At 63.0% G+C, this 19220-nt stretch carries 18 protein-coding genes; 12 read left to right on the top strand and 6 right to left on the bottom strand.

What is annotated here, in order from left to right; all coding sequences use genetic code 11:
- Positions 1–29: 29 nt before the first annotated feature.
- From IB267_RS03055 to IB267_RS03025, 7 genes are all read left to right on the top strand, one after another.
- Entirely contained in the window at positions 30–2504 is a 2475-nt protein-coding gene (locus tag IB267_RS03055; RefSeq protein WP_192446349.1) for a glycoside hydrolase family 2 protein, read from the top strand.
- Positions 2505–2509: 5 nt separating this feature from the next.
- The gene (locus IB267_RS03050) at positions 2510–3199 is read left to right on the top strand and encodes a D-lyxose/D-mannose family sugar isomerase (protein WP_192446348.1); all 690 of its coding nucleotides are present in this window, start codon (positions 2510–2512) and stop codon (positions 3197–3199) included.
- Between the two features lie 69 nt (positions 3200–3268).
- Positions 3269–4030 carry a sugar phosphate isomerase/epimerase gene (locus IB267_RS03045; RefSeq protein WP_192446347.1) on the top strand — a complete coding sequence of 254 codons (762 nt, stop codon included), beginning with the start codon at positions 3269–3271 and terminating at the stop codon, positions 4028–4030.
- 14 nt (positions 4031–4044) lie between these two features.
- Positions 4045–5223 (top strand): Gfo/Idh/MocA family protein, encoded by a 1179-nt coding sequence (locus IB267_RS03040; protein WP_192446346.1) that lies wholly within the window; start codon positions 4045–4047, stop codon positions 5221–5223.
- A gap of 129 nt (positions 5224–5352) precedes the next feature.
- The gene (gene mgrA, locus IB267_RS03035; protein WP_043625145.1) at positions 5353–6381 is read left to right on the top strand and encodes an L-glyceraldehyde 3-phosphate reductase; all 1029 of its coding nucleotides are present in this window, start codon (positions 5353–5355) and stop codon (positions 6379–6381) included.
- A 278-nt stretch (positions 6382–6659) separates the two neighbouring features.
- Positions 6660–7766, top strand: coding sequence for a TRAP transporter substrate-binding protein (locus IB267_RS03030; RefSeq protein WP_192446345.1), 1107 nt, complete (start codon positions 6660–6662; stop codon positions 7764–7766).
- A 143-nt stretch (positions 7767–7909) separates the two neighbouring features.
- Positions 7910–8323: a cupin domain-containing protein gene (locus IB267_RS03025; protein WP_192446344.1), complete on the top strand. Its 414-nt coding sequence runs from the start codon at positions 7910–7912 to the stop codon at positions 8321–8323.
- A 314-nt stretch (positions 8324–8637) separates the two neighbouring features.
- On the opposite strand, the gene IB267_RS03020 is transcribed toward IB267_RS03025, so the two are convergent.
- Positions 8638–10482 carry a TRAP transporter large permease subunit gene (locus IB267_RS03020; RefSeq protein ID WP_192446343.1) on the bottom strand — a complete coding sequence of 615 codons (1845 nt, stop codon included), beginning with the start codon at positions 10480–10482 and terminating at the stop codon, positions 8638–8640.
- Positions 10479–11054, bottom strand: a complete 576-nt coding sequence (locus IB267_RS03015; protein ID WP_192446342.1) for a TRAP transporter small permease subunit — start codon at positions 11052–11054, stop codon at positions 10479–10481. The genes IB267_RS03020 and IB267_RS03015 overlap by 4 nt, the downstream gene beginning before the upstream one ends.
- Positions 11055–11399: 345 nt before the next feature.
- Here IB267_RS03015 and IB267_RS03010 point away from each other — a divergent pair, with 345 nt between their 5' ends.
- Entirely contained in the window at positions 11400–13028 is a 1629-nt protein-coding gene (locus IB267_RS03010) for a glycoside hydrolase family 43 protein (protein ID WP_192446341.1), read from the top strand.
- A gap of 124 nt (positions 13029–13152) precedes the next feature.
- A complete protein-coding gene (locus IB267_RS03005; RefSeq protein WP_034788451.1) occupies positions 13153–13554 on the top strand; it encodes an RcnB family protein in 402 nt (133 codons plus the stop codon).
- A 34-nt stretch (positions 13555–13588) separates the two neighbouring features.
- Here IB267_RS03005 and IB267_RS03000 read toward each other — a convergent pair whose 3' ends face one another.
- The 3 genes from IB267_RS03000 to znuA form a co-directional block, all read right to left on the bottom strand.
- Complete coding sequence (locus IB267_RS03000; protein WP_192446340.1) at positions 13589–13801, bottom strand: hypothetical protein; 213 nt, start codon at positions 13799–13801, stop codon at positions 13589–13591.
- The gene (locus tag IB267_RS02995) at positions 13801–15003 is read right to left on the bottom strand and encodes a GTP-binding protein (RefSeq protein ID WP_192446339.1); all 1203 of its coding nucleotides are present in this window, start codon (positions 15001–15003) and stop codon (positions 13801–13803) included. Before IB267_RS02995 ends, IB267_RS03000 begins: the two co-directional genes overlap by 1 nt.
- 287 nt (positions 15004–15290) lie before the next feature.
- Positions 15291–16277, bottom strand: coding sequence for a zinc ABC transporter substrate-binding protein ZnuA (gene znuA, locus IB267_RS02990; RefSeq protein ID WP_192446338.1), 987 nt, complete (start codon positions 16275–16277; stop codon positions 15291–15293).
- Between the two features lie 185 nt (positions 16278–16462).
- Here znuA and IB267_RS02985 point away from each other — a divergent pair, with 185 nt between their 5' ends.
- The 3 genes from IB267_RS02985 to IB267_RS02975 are packed head-to-tail and all read left to right on the top strand — an operon-like array spanning position 16463 to position 18586.
- Positions 16463–17368: a metal ABC transporter ATP-binding protein gene (locus tag IB267_RS02985; RefSeq protein WP_192446337.1), complete on the top strand. Its 906-nt coding sequence runs from the start codon at positions 16463–16465 to the stop codon at positions 17366–17368.
- The gene (gene znuB, locus IB267_RS02980) at positions 17361–18191 is read left to right on the top strand and encodes a zinc ABC transporter permease subunit ZnuB (protein ID WP_192446336.1); all 831 of its coding nucleotides are present in this window, start codon (positions 17361–17363) and stop codon (positions 18189–18191) included. The genes IB267_RS02985 and znuB overlap by 8 nt, the downstream gene beginning before the upstream one ends.
- Positions 18191–18586, top strand: a complete 396-nt coding sequence (locus tag IB267_RS02975) for a Fur family transcriptional regulator (RefSeq protein WP_192446335.1) — start codon at positions 18191–18193, stop codon at positions 18584–18586. The genes znuB and IB267_RS02975 overlap by 1 nt, the downstream gene beginning before the upstream one ends.
- Before the next feature lie 50 nt (positions 18587–18636).
- On the opposite strand, the gene IB267_RS02970 is transcribed toward IB267_RS02975, so the two are convergent.
- The gene (locus IB267_RS02970; RefSeq protein ID WP_192446334.1) at positions 18637–19167 is read right to left on the bottom strand and encodes a gamma carbonic anhydrase family protein; all 531 of its coding nucleotides are present in this window, start codon (positions 19165–19167) and stop codon (positions 18637–18639) included.
- Between the last annotated feature and the right edge of the window lie 53 nt (positions 19168–19220).

Genomic DNA, 19220 nt, shown 5'->3' with positions numbered 1-19220 from the left:
ACAGCCGGTCGACCCCATGGAATACGACAATGCTCTCTGAGGACTACACCCGCACAGCCATCCGCCTCGACCTTGCGGGGGATTGGCAGCTCTCCTCCGTCGACAACAGCCACACGCTGGCGATCGCGCTGCCGGGCGACGTGCACTCGGCATTGCAGAAGGCCGGCGTGATCGACGATCCCTATGTCGGCCGCAACGAGAACGACGTGCAGTGGGTGGCGCACAAGGACTGGGTAATCGAGCGCACGGTGTCGGTCGCGGCTGCGGACCTCGCTGGCCATTGGTATCTCGACCTCGAATGCCTCGACACGGTCGCGTCCGTCTTCGTCAACGACAAGCCGGTGCTCGAAGCCGAGAATTGCTTTCGCCGCTATCGGCCTGATGTTTCGAAGGCGCTCACCGCCGGTGAAAACCGCATTCGCATCGTGCTGCATTCCTCGATATCAGAGGGCGCGCGCCGTCAGGCGGAGCAGCCCTTCTATGTGCCCTATCATCCCGGCAATTCGCCCATCGCCAACGGCAATATGCTGCGCAAGCCCCAGTGCCACTTCGGCTGGGACTGGAACCTCGCGATCGCGCCGCTTGGCGTCTACGGCGACATCGCCCTTTGCCGGCTGGAGATTGCCCGCATCGAGCATGTGACGACAAAGCAAGTCTGGCTGGAGGATGGCAGCGTCGATCTGGTGGTGACGCTGACGCTCTTTGCCGATGGGCCGGGCATCGTGCCGGTGCATTTCTCCCTCGACGAGGATCGCGAACGGCTCGATTGCGCCGTCGGCAAGGGCGAGACACGCATTACCCACGTCTTCACCGTGACCGAGCCCAGGCTCTGGTGGCCGGCCGGCAGCGGCGAACAATATCTCTCGAAGCTGACGGTCGAGGTGCCGCAAGAGCAGGTAACGCGCCAGATCGGTTTGCGCACCATCGAGCTTCTGACCGACAAGGACGAGGCCGGCAGCCGCTTTGCCTTCCGCGTCAACGGCCGCGAAATCTTCTGCAAGGGCGCCAACTGGATCCCGGCCGATGCGCTGGCGTCGCGGGTAACGCGCGACGGCGTCGAGGATCTTTTGACCTCGGCTGTTGATGCCAACATGAACATGATCCGCGTCTGGGGCGGCGGCTTCTACGAGCCGGACTGGTTCTACGACCTCTGCGACCGGCTCGGGCTCATGGTTTGGCAGGACTTCATGTTTGCCTGCAACCTCTACCCCTCGACACCGGACTTCCTTGAGAATGTTGCGGCCGAAGTGGACTATCAGGCCAAGCGCCTGTCGTCGCATCCGTCGATCGCGGTGTGGTGTGGCGACAACGAGCTTGTCGGCGCGCTTACCTGGTTCGACGAGCCACGCAAGGATCGCGACCGCTATCTCGTGTCCTACGACCGGCTGAACCGCACCATCGAGGTGGCGCTGAAGGCGGCATTGCCCGAGGCGATCTGGTGGCCGTCGAGCCCGGCGTCCGGCTATCTCGATTTCGGCGACGCCTGGCACGCCGATGGCTCCGGCGACATGCATTACTGGTCGGTCTGGCACGAGAACAAGTCGTTCGACAATTATCGCAGCGTGCGTCCACGCTTCTGCTCGGAGTTCGGCTTCCAGTCCTATACGTCGATGCCGGTCATCCGGCAGTTCGCGGCCGAGAAGGATCTCAACATCGCGTCGCCTGTCATCGAGAGCCACCAGAAGAATGTCGGCGGCAACGAGCGCATCGCCGGCACGATGTTCCGCTACTTCCGCTTCCCCAAGGATTTCCCGAGCTTCGTCTACCTGAGCCAGATCCAGCAGGGACTGGCGATCAAAACCGCCGTCGACTACTGGCGCTCGCTGAAGCCCCATTGCATGGGCACGCTCTACTGGCAGCTCAACGACACCTGGCCGGTCGCCTCCTGGTCGAGCCTCGACTACGGCGGCAGCTGGAAGGCGATGCACTACATGGTGCGTCGCTTCTTCCAGCCGGTTTCGGTCGCGGCTATCCCGTCGGCTGACGGCAAGGAGATCGCTTTCTCGATGGTCAACGACACGGCCGAGCCGGTGACCGTCGAGCTGCAGACCTTCCTCGTTTCGCTCGACGGACAGCGCACGCCGCTGGCGGCTGTCGCCGGCACCTGCAGCCCGGACCGGGCGGCAACGCTGGCGACGCTTGCAGCTTTCGACATTCCGGAAGGCGACCTGCTGTTCTGGTCTTTCGAGGCATCGAACGGCATGCGGGGCGAGGGGCACCACGTCAACGGCACCTACAAGGCGCTGGACCTCAAGCCCTCCGGCCTGACGCTCGACGTGGCGCCTGCGGGCGAGGGCGCCTTTGATGTCACGGTCAAGGCGAGCGGCCTGGCGCTGCATGTGATGATCGAGGCGGATGTCGCCGGGCGCTATTCCGACAACGCGTTCGACTTCTTGGCCGGCGAGACCAAGGTCATCCGCTTCACCCCGAAGGTGCCGCTTGGCGCGGGTGAGCGCCCGCGCTTTGTCGCCTTCGATCTCGAATCCTGCCAGGGAAAGGGCTGACCGCCATGAAACGCAGCCACGTCAACGACATCATCGCCGAAAGCGATGCCTTCATGAAGTCGTTCGGCTTCACCCTGCCGCCCTTTGCCTACTGGTCGCCGGAACAGCTTAAGGTGCGTGTCCGGTCCGACAGCCCGACGATCTTCGACGCCCGGCTTGGCTGGGACATCACCGACTATGGCAAGGGCCGCTTCGACCAGTTGGGCCTCGTGCTCTTCACCCTGCGCAACGGCAATGCCGCGAACCTGACCACCGGGCAGGGCATGGTCTATGCCGAAAAGCTGATGATCACCGCCAAGGATCAGGTCAATCCGCTGCATCGTCACGCGGTCAAGACCGAGGATATCATCAACCGTGGTGGCGGCGCGCTGGTGCTGCAGATGTACAACTCCAAGCCCGACGGCTCGGTCGACGAAGAGAGCGACGTGGTTGTCGCCACCGATGCGAGCCTGCGCACGCTCAAAGCCGGCGACCTCCTGAAGCTGAAGGCTGGTGAAAGCGTCACGCTGCTGCCCGGCAACTGGCACGCCTTCTGGGCGGAAGGCGCCGACGTGCTGATGGGCGAAGTCTCGACCGTCAACGACGATCTCACCGACAACTACTTCCGCGAGCCTGTCGGTCGCTTCTCGGCGATCGAGGAGGACGCAAGCCCCACCCATCTCTTGGTGTCGGACTACGACACCTGGCTCAAGTGATCCCCAGGACCCGACAATCCCAAGCCCCTTAGCCCCCCAAGGACCCAAGACGAAATCGAGGAGGATTTCATGAAGGACGTCAGTTTCCAGCTCTATAGCGCCCGCAATTTCCCGCCCTTCGCCAATGTGCTGAAGGCGCTCGGCGATGCCGGCTACAGCCAGGTCGAGGGCTATGGCGCGCTCTATGCGGCACTCAGCGATGCTGAGATCGCGAGCTTCAAGGAAGGTCTCGACGAGAACGGCCTTGCCATGCCGACCGCCCACTTTGGTCTCGACATGCTCGAAAGCGATCCGGCCCGCGTGCTCGAAATCGCCAAGGCGCTAGGCATCAAGGCGATCTATTGCCCCTACCTGATGCCCGACCAGCGCCCGACCGATGCCGCGGGCTGGCGTGCCTTCGGCGAGCGGCTGCAGAAGGCGGGCAAGCCCTATCGCGACGCCGGGCTGATCTTCGGCTGGCACAACCACGATTTCGAGTTCTTTGCCCTTCCTGACGGCAGCATCCCGCAGGACCTGATCTTCGAGGGCGGACCGGATCTCTCGTGGGAAGCCGATATCGCCTGGATCATCCGCGGCGGTGCCGACCCGATCGCCTGGATCAAGAAGTACGGCAACCGCATCACCGCCGTGCATGTGAAGGACATCGCGCCTTCGGGCGAGAAGAAGGACGAGGACGGCTGGGCTGATGTCGGCGAGGGCACCGTCGACTGGAAGGGCCTGTTCCAGGCGCTCTCGGGGACCAAGGCGCGCTATTTCATCGCCGAGCACGACAATCCGAGCGATTTCCAGCGTTTCGCCAAGCGTTCGCTCGCTTCCATCCAATCCTATTGAGAACAGGTTTATCCATGAGCAAGGAACTTGGCGTCGGCATCATCGGATGCGGCAACATCTCCACCACCTACTTCAAGCTTGCCCCGCTCTTTAAGGGCATCAAGGTCGTCGCCTGCGCCGACCTCAACCCGGCAGCTGCCGAGGCACGGGCGACTGAGTACGGCGTCGAGGCCCAGAGCATCGAGGCGCTGCTCACCAATCCTGCTGTCGACATCGTCGTCAACCTGACGATCCCGGATGCGCACTATCCGGTGTCCAAGGCGATCCTCGAAGCGGGCAAGCACGTCTATTCCGAAAAGCCGCTGGTGCTCTCGCTCGAGCAGGGCGAAGAGCTCAGGGCAATCGCCAAGGCCAAGGGCCTTTCGGTCGGCTGCGCCCCCGACACCTTCCTCGGAGGGGCGCATCAGCTTGCCCGCAGCGCGGTCGATGCCGGCAAGATCGGCCGGGTGACCTCGGGCACCTGCCACGTCATGAGCCCGGGCATGGAGATGTGGCACCCGAACCCGGACTTCTTCTTCCTGCCGGGCGGCGGCCCGATCCTCGATCTCGGCCCCTATTACATCGCCAACCTGATCAACCTGATCGGGCCGGTGAAGCGCGTGGCGGCGCTGACGACAATGGCCAATCCGACCCGAACGATCACCAGCGAGCCGCGCAAGGGCGAGGTGATCCCGGTCAAGACCCCCACCAACATCCACGCACTGCTCGAATTCCAGAACGGCGCCACCATCACGCTGTCGGCGAGCTGGGATGTCTGGTCGCACCGCCACGCCAACATGGAGCTCTATGGCACTGAAGGCTCGCTCTACGTGCCCGATCCGAACTTCTTCGGCGGAACCGTGGAGATCAGCGGGCAGGACAAGAACATCCAGCCGCTGGAAGCCTGGGATCATCCCTTCGGCATCGCCAACCAGGAGCACCCGCAGGGACCGATGGCGAACTACCGCACCGCCGGTCTTGCGGACATGGCGCTCGCGATCCTCGAAGGCCGCGATGCCCGCTGCTCGCTCGACCGCGCACTGCACGGCGTTGACGTGATGGTGTCGATCCTGAAATCCGGTGAAGAGGGCCGCTTCATCGAGCTCTCCACCACCTGCACCCAGCCGGCAGCCCTCGGCATCGAGGAGGCGCGGGCGCTGTTGCGTGAGCCGCAGGAAGAAATATCGGGAAATCGCGTCGCTGCGGCTTCATAGCGGCAGCCGACAGGTTTAGACCTTTGTGACTTCAGGTTTCCGCTGCGGCCAGCCGCACCGGAAACCGTTTCATTTTGAGGGTGGCGGAAAGGTTCGCCATCCGGACACGGATCGCGGAGGATTTTTGCGATGACCTGGCTACCGGCGGAAAACCGCTACGACACCATGAAATATAACCGCGTCGGCCGTTCCGGCCTGAAGCTGCCGGCGATCTCGCTGGGGCTCTGGCACAATTTCGGCGGCGACACGCCGCATGACCGCAAGGTCGACATGTGCCGCACCGCGTTCGATCTCGGCATCACTCATTTCGACCTCGCCAACAATTACGGCCCGCCTCCGGGCTCGGCCGAGACCGCCTTCGGCGAGATCATGCGCACGGATTTCGCCCACCTGCGCGACGAGCTGATCATCTCGTCGAAGGCCGGCTACGACATGTGGGCCGGTCCCTATGGCGAATGGGGCAGCCGCAAATACATGATCGCGTCCTGCGACCAGAGCCTGAAGCGCATGGGCCTCGACTATGTCGATATCTTCTATTCGCACCGCTTCGATCCGGAGACGCCGCTTGAGGAAACCTGCGGGGCGCTCGACCATATCGTGCGCTCGGGCCGCGCTCTCTATGTCGGCATCTCCTCCTACAATTCGCAGCGGACCCGCGAAGCGGCCGCGATCCTGAAGGACCTGGGCACGCCTTGCCTCATACACCAGCCGAGCTATTCCATGCTCAACCGCTGGATCGAGGACGACGGGCTGATCCATACGCTCGAAGACCTCGGCATCGGCTCGATCGTGTTTTCGCCGCTGGCCCAGGGCATGCTGACGACCAAATATCTCGGCGGCATCCCTTCCGACAGCCGCGCGGCGCAGAACCACTTCCTGAAGAAGGACTTCATCCGTCCTGAAATCATCGACAATATCCGCAAGCTGAACGGCATTGCCGAAAAGCGCGGCCAGACGCTGGCGCAGATGGCGCTTGCCTGGGTGCTGCGCAATGGCCGCATCACCTCGGCGCTGATCGGCGCCAGCCGTTCGGAGCAGATCGTCGATTGCGTCAAGGCGCTCGAAAACGACACGTTTACGGCCGACGAACTGGCCGAGATCGATCTCTACGCGCGCGAGGCCGACATCAACCTCTGGGCCAAGTCGGCCGAGCTCTGATTTTGACCGAAAATATTGATTTGCCTGCATTTTGGGCAAATCTCATTGCTTTCCGGCGCATTAGACAAAAGTCGAATATGCGCCGGAAAGCGGCTTCTGGACATGGTCAGGTGTTTCTGTAAGGTGCGTCAATGCCTGGCGGTTGCGACGCCTGTTTGCGTCGTCTTCGACGGGTAACGAGGAGGAGAGCCACCCATCGTCCGGGAAGGGGCAGGGTGGATTGATGGGCGGTGGTGCTGAACGCGCCCGCCCTTTTGGCGAGAACTAGGGGAGGAACCATGGATCGCCGTTCATTTATGAAAAACGCAAGCCTTGGCGGCTTGGCCGCAGCCGGTGCCGCAGCACTGGCGACGCCGGCGCTTGCGCAGGCAAACCCGAAGGTGAACTGGCGCCTGGCATCGTCGTTCCCGAAGTCGCTCGACACGATCTATGGCGGCGGCGAAGTGCTGTCGAAATACGTCTCCGAAGCGACCGACGGCGCGTTCCAGATCCAGGTCTTTGCCGCCGGCGAAATCGTGCCGGGCTTGCAGGCTGCTGACGCGGCTGCCGCCGGTACGGTCGAAGCCTGCCACACGGTCGCATACTATTACTGGGGCAAGGACCCGACCTGGGCGCTCGGTGCTGCCGTGCCCTTCGCGCTCAACGCGCGCGGCATGAATGCCTGGCACTATCATGGTGGCGGTATCGACCTCTTCAACGAATTCCTCGGCACCCAGGGCCTCGTCGGCTACCCCGGCGGCAATACCGGCGTGCAGATGGGCGGCTGGTTCCGCAAGGAAATCAAGACGGTCGCCGACATGCAGGGCCTGAAGATGCGCATCGGCGGTTTCGCCGGCAAGGTCGTCGAGAAGCTCGGTGTCGTGCCGCAGCAGATCGCCGGCGGCGACATCTACCCGGCGCTGGAAAAGGGCACCATCGACGCTGCCGAATGGGTCGGCCCCTATGACGACGAGAAGCTCGGCTTCTACAAGGTCGCGCCCTACTACTACTATCCCGGCTGGTGGGAAGGTGGCCCGACGGTCCACGCCATGTTCAACAAGGCGGCCTTCGAAGCGCTGCCGAAGAACTACCAGTCGCTGCTGCGCACCGCCTGCCAGGCGACCGACGCGAACATGCTGCAGAAGTATGACTACCTGAACCCGGCGGCGATCAAGCGCTTGGTGGCTTCCGGTGCCAAGCTCAGCCCGTTCAGCGCCGAAATCCTGTCGGCCTGCTTTGACAAGGCCAACGAAGTCTATGCGGAGATGGAAGCCTCGAACCCGACCTTCAAGAAGATCTGGGACTCGATCAAGGCCTTCCGCGGCGAGTACTATCTCAACGCCCAGATCGCCGAATACAACTACGACACCTTCATGATGATCCAGCAGCGCGGCGGCAAGCTCTAAGCTTTCTCCCTTGCTCATGGAAACGGGCCGCTCGCGATATCCTCGCGCGCGGCCTTTTCTTTGCGGCTCGCACAGCGTGTTGCGCGCCGTCGTTTCCGAATTTCGTGGTATGGTTGCTGCCTCAACAGGACGGAGGAAGAGCCATGCCAAGCGAAGGCCAATCCGTCGTGCTCGGTCCCGACGAGGGGCGGCGCTACGACATGGGCGCGATCCAGGCGGTGTTCAAAGCCGATGGCGCCGAGACCGCCGGGCGCTTCTCGATCTCGGAATGGTGGCTGGAGGCGCGGCATGAGGGGCCGGGCGCCCACAGCCATGACGACAATGACGAGATCTTCTATGTGATCGAGGGTACGGCGAGCGTGCTCGTCGGCGACACCTGGCACCGGAAGCCGAAGGGTTCGCTATTCGTCATCCCGCGCGGGACGATGCATGACTTCAAGAATGAGAGCCGGGCCCGCATGGGGCTGCTCAACGTCTATGTCGGCGGCCCTTTCGAGGAGGCGATGCCCATGATTGTCGACTGGTATCGGGACAATCCGGCCAAGCGGATCGAGTGAGCGAGCTTCGGTGGGCGGGAGTGGCGGCAAATGGCGACCGCCTGAGGGGCTGGTATCGTCCTGGGTCGATCATCTCAAGCTTGGGGAGACTGCGACTTCAAATGCGCCGTCATTCCTGTGCCTCTCACAGGCATCCGGCCGGCCCAAGTCCTTGGGCTGAAATGATTTTTCCGCGCCGCGGACGCGACGCTACTGGATTGCTGTGACGAGCACAGGAATGACGGAGGTCTTGGCAATCATCGCATCCGGTTTTTCGCCAAACGAAAAGGGCGGCCCTTTGCGGGGCCGCCCTTCTGTTTTGCGTGCCGGCCGTCTTACTTGAACGACGGCGGCTGGCTGAGGTCGTTTGACGGTGCCTGTTGCGGCTGAGCACCCGGACTGCCAAACGAAGGCGGCTGGCTGAGGTCGTTAGCAGGCGCCGTCTGCGGCTGCGCGCCGCCCTGGTCTGCCGGCTTCTGGTCGAGCGGGCTGCCGCCTGGAAGCTGCAGGCCGCCGGGAAGGCCGAGGCCGCCGCCATTGTCCGGCAAGGTGAGGCCGCCGCCGGGCGCAAAGCCGGGCACCTCGATCTTGATCGTGTTCGGATCGACCACCGTTCCCGTGCCCTTGTAGTGCATGACCATCTGCGGGAACATGATCGTCAGCGCCACCATCAGGATCTGGATCCCGACGAAGGGCACGGCACCCCAATAGATCTGGCCGGTCGTGACCGGCTGGATGTTCTTGCCGGTGATCTTGTCGACGTAGGGCACCTTGGCCGCGACCGAGCGCAGATAGAAGAGCGCGAAGCCGAAGGGCGGGTGCATGAAGCTCGTCTGCATATTGATGCCGAGCAACACGCCGAACCAGATGAGGTCGATGCCGAGCTTGTCGGCGGCGGGTGCGAGCAGCGGCACGATGATGAAGGCGAGCTCGAAGAAGTCGAGGAAGAACGCCAGGAAGAAGACGAGCAGGTTGACCGCGATCAGGAAGCCGGTTTCGCCGCCCGGCATCGCCGTCAGCAGGTGTTCGACCCAGATATGGCCGTTGACGCCGTAGAAGGTGAGCGAGAAGACCCGAGCACCGATGAGGATGAACAGCACGAAAGCCGACAGGCGCGTCGTTGCCGTCAGCGCGCCGCGCACGACATCCATGTTGAGACGGCCCTTGGCGGCAGCCATGATCAGTGCACCGACCGCGCCCATGGCGCCGCCTTCCGTCGGCGTCGCGATGCCGAGGAAGATGGTGCCGAGCACGAGGAAGATCAGGGCGAGCGGCGGGATCAGCACGATGATGACCTGCTGGGCAAGCCTGGACATCGCGTTGATCTTGAAGCTCTTGTCGATGAGGGCGACGACATAGATGAAGGCGACGCCGGCCGTTGCGCCGAGGATGTCGGCGTTGGCGCCATGGGTCGGGTACAGGTAGACGTGGGCGCCATAGGCGAATGCAGCTGCCACGACGAGGGCCACGGCAAGCGAGGTGACGCCGGAGCCGAGGGTGCGGGCTGAAAGCGGCAATGCCGGCATCGAGTCGCGCCGGATGAAGGTCATGAGGAGGATGTAGCCCATGTAGAGGCCCGTGAGGACCAGGCCCGGGATCAGCGCGCCGGCATACATGTCGCCGACCGAACGGCCGAGCTGGTCGGCAAGAACGATGAGCACGAGCGACGGCGGGATAATCTGGGCGAGCGTGCCTGAAGCCGCAATGACGCCCGAGGCGACCTTGCGGTCATAGCCGTAACGCAGCATGATCGGCAGCGAGATCAGGCCCATGGCGATGACCGAGGCGGCGACGACGCCGGTCGTGGCTGCAAGCAGCGCGCCGACGAAGATGACCGCATAGGCGAGACCGCCGCGGATCGGGCCGAAGAGCTGGCCGATCGTGTCGAGCAGGTCTTCCGCCATGCCCGATTTCTCGAGCACGATCCCCATGAACGTAAAGAAGGGGATGGCAAGCAACGTGTCGTTCGACATCACCCCCCAGAACCGGTCCGGCAGCGCATTGAGCAACGGCCAGGAGAGATTGATCGAATCCGAAAGCGGCGCGAGTTCGACGCCGATGATGAAGAACAGGAGACCATTGGCGGCGAGCGAGAAGGCGACCGGGTATCCCAGGAGCAGGAACACGATCAGCGACACGAACATGATCGGCGCCAGGTTTTCGGCAATGAATTCGATCATGGGCGTGGCTCCGTCGACAGGGCATCGTCAAGCGGCGCATGGGTCGGCACATAGGGTGTCGGGTCGTCCATGTTTCCGGTCATGATCGCGATTTTCTTGATGATCTCGGACACGCCCTGGAAGGCCAGAAGCAGGAAGCCGAAGAGCAGAATGGCCTTGGCGGGCCAGATGATCAGGCCGCCGGCTGATGAGGAGACTTCGCCCGAGACATAGGACATCTTCACATAGGGGAAGAGGTAGTAGAGCACGAGCAGCACGAAGGGCATCAGGAAAAAGACGTGCCCGAAGAGGTCGATCCAGTGCTGCACCCGGCGCGAGAATTGGCCGTAGACCACGTCGATGCGGATGTGTTCGTTCTGGCTCAGCGTATAGGCGGCGGCGAACATGAACGCGGCGCCGAACAGGTACCACTGCGCCTCGAGCCAGGCGTTCGACGACATGTTGAAGATCTTGCGGATGACGGCGTTGCCGGCGCTCACAAGCACGGCCGCCAGGATCAGCCACGCAACATTCTTTCCGATAAATTCCGTGATCGTGTCTATGAGTCGGCTGAAGCCGAGCAAAGCTCTCATCGATTTCCTCCCCGCGATGGCTTTTTTGGTTCTTGTGCCAAGCACAGCAAGAGTGCCGATTTCAAGCGCGCGTTCAAGTCCGGGCCGCGATTTTCCCGTCTAGTTGGGCCACTTCCGACTAAAGTAGAATAGGCTGTTCCGGCGCTCTGCTCATTGTTTGTGCAATCCAGCCGCCGATGCCGGAACATGACGATCGTCAGCCATCTCTAGGGGCAGATCGCAGTCTCGAATCGATGTGGATCGCTGGCCGCAAATAGCGGGGAGAATGCCTTACTGTAACGTTGCAGGCTTGAATTTGTATGATTTTTGGGGTCGGATGGCGCCACCAACGGAGGACGCTTGGAAATGACCGCCATGATCCGAAACCCGATCCTTAAAGGGTTCAACCCGGACCCTTCGATCTGCCGCGTCGGCGACGATTACTACATCGCCACCTCCACATTCGAATGGTATCCGGGCGTGCAGATCCATCACTCGCGCGATCTGGTGAACTGGAAGCTCGTCCGCCGGCCGCTGGAGCGGGCAAGCCAGCTCGACATGCGCGGCAATCCCGACAGCTGCGGGGTGTGGGCGCCGTGCCTTTCCTATAACGACGGCCTGTTCTGGCTGGTCTATACCGACGTCAAGCGCTTCGACGGCAACTTCAAGGACGCGCACAACTACATCGTCACGGCCGAGGCGATCGAGGCGACCTGGTCGGATCCTGTTTATGTCAACTCCTCAGGCTTCGATCCCTCACTCTTCCACGACGATGACGGGCGCAAATGGTTCCTCAACATGCAATGGAACCACCGCACGGAGAGCTTTGGCGGCTCGCCGAAACATCCGGCCTTCGACGGCATCCTGCTGCAGGAGTGGGACGAGCGAACACGCCGTCTCGTCGGTCCTGTCAAGAACATCTTTGCCGGCTCACCGCTCGGCCTCGTCGAGGGGCCGCATCTCTTCAAGAAGAACGGCTGGTACTATCTGACGACGGCCGAAGGCGGCACCGGCTACGACCATGCCGTCACCATGGCGCGCTCACGCACGATCGACGGTCCCTATGAGATGCATCCGGACATCTACCTGATCACGTCGAAGGATCACCCTGAAGCGCCGTTGCAGCGTGCCGGTCATGGCCAATATGTCGAGACGCCGGACGGGCAGGCCTATCACACCCATCTGGCCGGCCGGCCGCTTGCGCCGCAGCGTCGCTCTCCGCTCGGCCGCGAGACGGCGTTGCAGAAATGTGTCTGGCGCGATGATGGCTGGCTCTATCTCGAAAATGGCGGGCCGCTGCCGGAGGTGCTCGTCCCGGCTCCGGGACCTGTGGAGCAGGTGGTGGCACCCGTCGCCGTAGAGACGGAGTTCGACGACGGCGTGCTGCCGATCGACTTCCAGTGGCTGCGCACGCCGCAGCCGGAGCGGATCTTCTCGCTCGACCGGCGTCCGGGCCATCTGCGTCTCATCGGTCGCGAGAGCATCGGCAGCTGGTTCGAGCAGGCGCTGGTGGCGCGGCGGCAGGAACATCATTCCTTCCGCGCCGAGACGACGGTCGAGTTCACGGCAGAAACCTATCAGCAGGTGGCAGGCCTGACGCATTACTACAACCGCTACAAGTTTCATGCGCTCGGGGTCACCTGGCACGAGACGCTGGGACGTACGTTGACGATCCTCTCGTGCCCCGGCGATTTTCCGCATGCGCGGCTGGAGTTTCCCGTCGGCGGTGGCATCGCCGTTCCCGATGGTCCGCTCAAGCTTGCGATGGAGGTCCGCGACAACGACCTGCAGTTCCTCTGGCGGGCGAGCGGCATAGCGGAATGGCAGCCGATCGGCCCGGTTCTCGACGCGGGCGTGGTCTCGGACGAGGGCGGCCGCGGCGAGCACGGATCCTTCACCGGCGCTTTCGCCGGCCTGTTCGCCTTCGACACGTCAGGCGCTGGCAAGGCCGCCGATTTCGATCGCTTCCGCTACGTCAGCCTTGCGGCCGGTTGATCTGCGAACATTAGGAATGCGAAATAAGTGATGGATATGATTACGTATTTGTAATGTAGAGTTTCATATTCGGTTCAGGAAGCGGGGCCTAATTTTCGGGTGCAGACAACGAAAGGACACCCGAATGAAACGTCTCCTGATCGCGCTCGTCGCCAGCTCCGTTCTGATTACGCCGGTCGCAGCCCTTGCCCAGCCGGCAGGATCCTTCGAGGTGGCGCAGAACTATGATCGTTCGCGTCGACCCGTCGATCGCGACTACGATCGTCACATGGACCGCCGCGTCGATCGTCACGTCGACAAGCACGTCACGATCGAAAAGCGGGTCATCGTCAAGAAGAAGGAGCGCTGGGCGCGGGGCCATCGCCTGTCGCCGGCCGAGCGTCGCCACATGGCGCAGGTGCGCGACTACCGTTACTACAAGCTTCGCCAGCCGCCGCGCGGCCAGCAGTGGGTGCGGTCCGGCAACGATTTCCTGCTGATCAGCCTTGCGACCGGCGTCATCGTCGGTCTGGCGGCAGCACGCTGATACCACCCACTGGGTTCAGCGAAGGGGCGGCGTTTCACGCCGCCCCTTCGCCTTTTCGGTGACCGGAGCGTGGGTTTTGCCGGTCGCCAAACAGCAGCAGTTCGATGGCGCCTGCCGCTTGCGGCGCGTCCTCGTCCTCCGGCTCATCGCCCAGAAACGGATCGAACATCGGCACCGGCCGCCCGGCGGCGTTGAGCGCCATGCAGATGAAGCGCGGTCGGCGCGGTGCGCGTGCGGCGTCGGCCATCAGGCGGCCCGTGGCGACCAACTGGCGAAGGGGTCGGCAAGATCGCGCCAGCGTTCCGGACGAAAACGCTCGTCGGCGATCAGGCAGGCATCGAGTTCGGCGCGAAGTTCCGCCTCGTCCATCGGGTCGGCGCCGATGAAGACGATCTCCTGGCGACGATCACCCCAAACCGGGTCCAGGTAGGGACCGACCGCCTTCAGGAAGCCGGGTTCGAGTGGCCATTGCTCCTGCGGCACGGCCGACCACCACAGCCCCATCTTGCCGGTGCGAACGAGCGGGCCGGCCTGGCTGATCTCGCCGACATAATGCGGTCGGGTCGCCAGCCAGAAGAAGCCCTTGGCGCGAAGCACGCCCGGCCAGGAGCGGTTGAGAAAGGCCTGGAAGCGCATGGGATCGAGCGGACGGCGGGCGCGATAGACGAAGGAGCGGATGCCGTATTCCTCGGTCTCCGGGATATGATCCTTAAAGCCGTGCAGTTCCTTATACCAGAGCGGATGTTCTTCGGCCTTGGCGAGATCAAAGCGACCGGTTCCGAGGACCTCGCGCAGGTTCACCTTGCCGAAATCGGTTTCGATCAGCCGCGCATCGGGATTGAGCCCGACGATGATCTTGCGGGCGGCATCCACCTGCTCGGGCGTGGCAGTGCCGACCTTGTTCAGGACGACCACATCGGCGAATTCGATCTGCTCGACCAGGAGGTCGACGAGGGCGCGTGTATCGCCTTCGCCCGCCGTTTCGCCGCGATCGGCGAGGAAATCGAGCGAGGAATAGTCGGCGAGAAGATTTGCCGCGTCGACGACGGTCACCATCGTGTCGAGGCGGGCGACATCGGCCAGGCTTTCACCGTGCTCGTCGCGAAAATCGAAGGTGGTGGCGACGGGCAGGGGCTCGGAAATGCCGCTCGATTCGATCAGCAGATAGTCGAAGCGGTTCTGTTCCGCGAGATTGCGGACCTCCTTCAGGAGATCGTCGCGCAGCGTGCAACAGATGCAGCCATTGGTCATTTCCACCAATTGCTCTTCCGTGCGCGACAGACCGGCGCCGCCGTCACGCACCAGCGCTGCGTCGATATTGACCTCGCTCATGTCGTTGACGATGACGGCGACGCGCAGGCCGTCGCGGTTGGAAAGCACGTGGTTGAGCAGCGTCGTCTTGCCGGCGCCAAGGAAGCCGGAGAGAACGGTGACGGGGAGCTTTTCCATCGATTGGTTCCTGTATGTTATATCGTTGCAGATGCAGTCGTTAAAAAAGGCGAGCGCGATTGCTCGCCTGATCCGCGTGTGAAACCGGCCTCAAGCCGCGGCATGCCTCGGTTCCCGTCTAGGCAGATCTTCGCTTGACGTTTCTGTATTCCCGGTCGGCCGCCAAGCTCGTCATCCTCGGGTCGAGCCTGCGGATGACGGATCAAGCGTGAAAGTGAAGGAGAGGGGTGGGCGCCCCCATAATCGAGCCAGGCGAACGCCCACCGATACCGTCTTGGGAGGACGGGTCAGCTTGCCGAGGTGAGGCAGGTCTTCAGCGAGGTGCCGATCCCTTCCATCATCTGGAAATAGAGATCGGGGCCGGCCTCCAGCGTACCGGCTTCCGGGTCCAGCGTTCCGGATTTCGCCGGCGTTCCCTCGATCACCACATTGATCAGCTTCGGTTCGAACTGCGGCTCGGCGAAGACGCAGGTCGCGCCCAGTTCCTTGATCTTGGCATGGATCTGGGACACCCGCTCCGCACCTGGCAGTACCTCGGGGCTGACGGTGATCGAGCCGGCGACGCGAACCTTGTAGCGGTGCTCGAAATACTGGTAGGCGTCGTGGAAAACGACGAAGGGCTTGTCCTTGATCGGCGCCACCGTCTCCGTGAGCTTGGCGTCGAGTGCGTCCAGGCGCTTGTTCAGCGCGTCCAGATTGGCCTTGTAGGCGCCGGCATTATTGGGATCGGCCTCGGTGAGCGTCTTTTCGATCGCGGCCGCCATCGCCTTGGCATTCATGGGATCGAGCCACATGTGCAGATCGGTATCGCCGTGGCCGTGATCGTGGTCATGCCCATGATCGTGCCCAGCTTCGCCCTCCGCATGCTTGTGGCCCTCCTCACCATGGCCCTCGTCGCCGTGGTCATGCGCCTCGAACGCACCGCCTTCGCGGAACTTCAGTTTCTCGATGCCTGGGGCTTCGCTGAGTTCCACCACCTTTGCGCCGCTTGTTAATGCGTCGAGCGGCTTGTCGAGGAAGGCTTCCAGGCCGGGACCGACCCAGAAGACCACCTTTGCCGCCTGCAAGGCCGACGCGTTCGAAGGCTTCATGTTGTAGGTGTGCGGGGAGGCCGCGCCCTCGACGATCAGCGACGGCTCGCCGACGCCCTGCATGATCGAGGCGACGAGGGAGTGGATCGGCTTGATCGAAACCACCACATTGGGGCTGTCGGCCGCGGCGGGTGCCGCAAGAAGCATGGTGGAGGCAAAGAGCAGGGCGGATGTCGATTTCATCGGGTTCTCCGGGCTTGATTGACGCCCCTGTCCGCATCGGCCAGAGGTACTGTCGGGCATGCAAATCTCTCGCTTCAACAGGCCGTTGATGGCCTTGAAGTCGTAATGTAATGTTATTACATCAATTGCGTTATGCTATAACGTGTGCGATAGCCAGTGGCAACCATGCAATCCGGAATTTTTTCATGCTGAATGTCCGCTCCCCAGAAACGCTGCCGCTGGTCAACCTCAGCAATGCCGGCGTGCGCCGCAACGGCCGCTGGCTGGTGCGTGGCGTCGAATTCTCGATCAGTCCCGGCGAGATCGTCACGCTGATCGGGCCGAACGGTTCGGGCAAATCGACGACGGCGAAGACGGCGATCGGGGTGCTCAAGCCGGACGAGGGCTATGTCGAGCGCAAGCCGGGCCTCAAGGTCGGCTACGTGCCGCAGAAGCTCGCTGTCGACTGGACGCTGCCCCTGACGGTCGAGCGGCTGATGACGCTGACCGGTCCTTTGAAGGGGCGGGAGATCGAAGAGGCGCTGTCGGCGACCGGCGTGCTGCATCTGGCGAAAGCCGAGGTGCAGCATCTCTCCGGCGGCGAGTTCCAGCGCGCGCTGCTCGCTCGCGCCATTGCCCGCAAGCCCGATCTGCTGGTGCTCGACGAGCCGGTGCAGGGGGTCGATTTCAGCGGCGAGATCGCGCTCTACGAACTGATTAAGCAGATCCGCAACCGCACCGGCTGCGGCATTCTCCTGATCTCGCACGACCTGCACATTGTCATGGCCGAGACCGATACGGTCGTTTGTCTCAACGGCCATGTCTGCTGCCGCGGCACGCCGCAGGCGGTCAGCCAGAGCCCGGAATATCAGAAGCTTTTCGGCAGGCGGGCCGCCAATACGCTTGCGGTCTACAGCCACCATCACGACCACACCCATCTGCCCGACGGCCGGGTGTTGCATGCGGACGGTTCGATCACCGAACATTGCTACCCTGGCGACGGCCATCACCACGACGACGAGGAAAATGTGCACGACCACGGCGAGGATTGCGGCTGCGGCCACCATTCACGACTGCATGGCTATGACGTGAAGGAGAAGCGCGATGCTTGACGATTTCTTCGTGCGCGCGCTGATCGCCGGCGTCGGCATTGCCGTCATGGCCGGGCCGCTCGGCTGCTTCGTCATCTGGCGGCGCATGGCCTATTTCGGCGACACCATGGCCCATTCGGCGCTGTTGGGCGTGGCGCTGTCGCTGCTGCTCGAACTCAACCTGATGCTCAGCGTCTTCATCGTTGCGGCCGTCGTCTCGGTGCTGCTGCTCTTCCTGCAGCGGCGCGGGGCGCTGTCGACCGATGCGCTGCTCGGCATCCTCTCACACTCGGCACTGTCCTTTGGCCTTGTCATCGTCGCCTTCATGACCTGGGTGCGCATCGATCTCGTCGGCTTCCTCTTCGGCGATATTCTCGCGGTCTCCGAATCCGACATCGACATCATCTGGGGCGGCGGCATTCTGGTGATCTTCGCCGTCGTCTATCTCTGGCGCCCGCTCCTGGCCTCGACCGTCAATCCGGAACTGGCGGAAGCCGAGGGGCTGAAGCCGGAGCGCACGCGGCTCTTTTTCATGCTGTTGATGGCGCTGGTGATTGCGATCGCCATGAAGATCGTCGGCATCCTCCTCATCACCTCGCTGCTGATCATCCCGGCAGCAACAGCAAGGCGCTTCTCGACCTCGCCGGAAATCATGGCGGTGCTTGCCTCGGTCATCGGCGCGCTCGCCGTCACCGGCGGGCTTTTCGGCTCGCTGCACTGGGATACCCCGTCGGGACCGTCTATCGTCGTTGCCGCGGTTGGGCTTTTCGTTCTGAGTCTGCTACCGATCGGCCGCCGCCCGATCGAGGCGGCGCATCATTCCACGCCTGGAGGGCACCACTAATGGCTACGCCGCAACTGACCAAGAACCAGACGCTGGTGATGGATGCGCTCAGCCATTCCGAAGGGCCGATGAGCGCCTACACCATCCTCGACAAGCTGCGCGATCATGGATTTCGCGCACCGCTGCAGGTTTATCGGGCGCTCGACAAGCTGCTCGAATACGGTCTCGTGCATCGGCTGGAGAGCATCAATGCCTTCGTTGCCTGCACCTGCCCGCACGATCACGAGCACGACCATGGCGTCACCGCCTTTACCATCTGCGAAGGCTGTGGCCAGGTAACCGAATTTCATGACGAGGCAATCGAGCAGCGGCTTTCGACGCTGACGCGGGCGCAGAACTTCAAGACCGAAAAGACGACAATCGAGATTCGCGGCCATTGCCAGAGCTGCGCGTAAGGGCGGTTGCTTCAGGGAGGCCGGAAAGCGCTCCCTGAACTGTCCTGCGGTCAATCCAGCCGCGTGAGATCGGCGGCGTAGCGACGCCAGTTCTTGACGTAATGCGCTCCCGAGCGCTTCAAGCCTTCCACCGCCGCCTCGTCCAGCGTGCGGATCGCCTTGGCCGGCGCGCCGACGATCAGCGAATTATCCGGGAACTCCTTGCCTTCGGTGACCAGTGCATTGGCGCCGACCAGGCAATTGCGGCCGATCTTGGCGCCGTTGAGCACGGTCGCGCCCATGCCGATCAGCGAGTTTTCGCCGATGGTGCAGCCATGGATGATGGCGCCGTGCCCGATGGTGCAGCCTTCGCCGATCGTCACCGGGAAACCGGGATCGACATGGATGACGACGTTTTCCTGGATGTTGGTGCGCGCGCCGAGCCGGATGGGTTCGTTGTCGCCGCGCAGAGTTACGCCGAACCAGATGCCGACCTCGTCGCCGATCTCGACCTGGCCGACGACATTGGCGTCCGGGGCAACCCAGTAGCTACCCTTCGGCGGCGTGTGTGGGCGCAGTGATCCAAGGGCGTAGAGCGGCATCCATTCTGTCCTTTCGCAACATGGCCGATTGCGGCCGGGCGGCAGGCGGCGGA

Source organism: Ensifer sp. ENS09, from assembly GCF_014852425.1.
Classification (GTDB): Bacteria; Pseudomonadota; Alphaproteobacteria; order Rhizobiales; family Rhizobiaceae; genus Ensifer.
The sequence above is the reverse complement of the archived record's forward strand: the minus strand, read 5'-3'. Positions and strand labels throughout refer to the sequence as shown.

Excerpts from the sequence above, each read along its gene's own strand:
- IB267_RS03025 (WP_192446344.1), top strand. The coding sequence starts at position 7,910 with ATGCCAAGCGAAGGCCAATCCGTCGTGCTCGGTCCCGACGAGGGGCGG.
- mgrA (WP_043625145.1), top strand. The coding sequence starts at position 5,353 with ATGACCTGGCTACCGGCGGAAAACCGCTACGACACCATGAAATATAAC.
- IB267_RS03015 (WP_192446342.1), bottom strand. The coding sequence starts at position 11,054 with ATGAGAGCTTTGCTCGGCTTCAGCCGACTCATAGACACGATCACGGAA.
- znuA (WP_192446338.1), bottom strand. The coding sequence starts at position 16,277 with ATGAAATCGACATCCGCCCTGCTCTTTGCCTCCACCATGCTTCTTGCG.
- IB267_RS02995 (WP_192446339.1), bottom strand. The coding sequence starts at position 15,003 with ATGGAAAAGCTCCCCGTCACCGTTCTCTCCGGCTTCCTTGGCGCCGGC.
- znuB (WP_192446336.1), top strand. The coding sequence starts at position 17,361 with ATGCTTGACGATTTCTTCGTGCGCGCGCTGATCGCCGGCGTCGGCATT.
- IB267_RS03040 (WP_192446346.1), top strand. The coding sequence starts at position 4,045 with ATGAGCAAGGAACTTGGCGTCGGCATCATCGGATGCGGCAACATCTCC.
- IB267_RS03010 (WP_192446341.1), top strand. The coding sequence starts at position 11,400 with ATGACCGCCATGATCCGAAACCCGATCCTTAAAGGGTTCAACCCGGAC.
- IB267_RS03005 (WP_034788451.1), top strand. The coding sequence starts at position 13,153 with ATGAAACGTCTCCTGATCGCGCTCGTCGCCAGCTCCGTTCTGATTACG.
- IB267_RS02985 (WP_192446337.1), top strand. The coding sequence starts at position 16,463 with ATGCTGAATGTCCGCTCCCCAGAAACGCTGCCGCTGGTCAACCTCAGC.
- IB267_RS03000 (WP_192446340.1), bottom strand. The coding sequence starts at position 13,801 with ATGGCCGACGCCGCACGCGCACCGCGCCGACCGCGCTTCATCTGCATG.
- IB267_RS03030 (WP_192446345.1), top strand. The coding sequence starts at position 6,660 with ATGGATCGCCGTTCATTTATGAAAAACGCAAGCCTTGGCGGCTTGGCC.
- IB267_RS03055 (WP_192446349.1), top strand. The coding sequence starts at position 30 with ATGCTCTCTGAGGACTACACCCGCACAGCCATCCGCCTCGACCTTGCG.
- IB267_RS03020 (WP_192446343.1), bottom strand. The coding sequence starts at position 10,482 with ATGATCGAATTCATTGCCGAAAACCTGGCGCCGATCATGTTCGTGTCG.
- IB267_RS02975 (WP_192446335.1), top strand. The coding sequence starts at position 18,191 with ATGGCTACGCCGCAACTGACCAAGAACCAGACGCTGGTGATGGATGCG.
- IB267_RS03045 (WP_192446347.1), top strand. The coding sequence starts at position 3,269 with ATGAAGGACGTCAGTTTCCAGCTCTATAGCGCCCGCAATTTCCCGCCC.
- IB267_RS03050 (WP_192446348.1), top strand. The coding sequence starts at position 2,510 with ATGAAACGCAGCCACGTCAACGACATCATCGCCGAAAGCGATGCCTTC.
- IB267_RS02970 (WP_192446334.1), bottom strand. The coding sequence starts at position 19,167 with ATGCCGCTCTACGCCCTTGGATCACTGCGCCCACACACGCCGCCGAAG.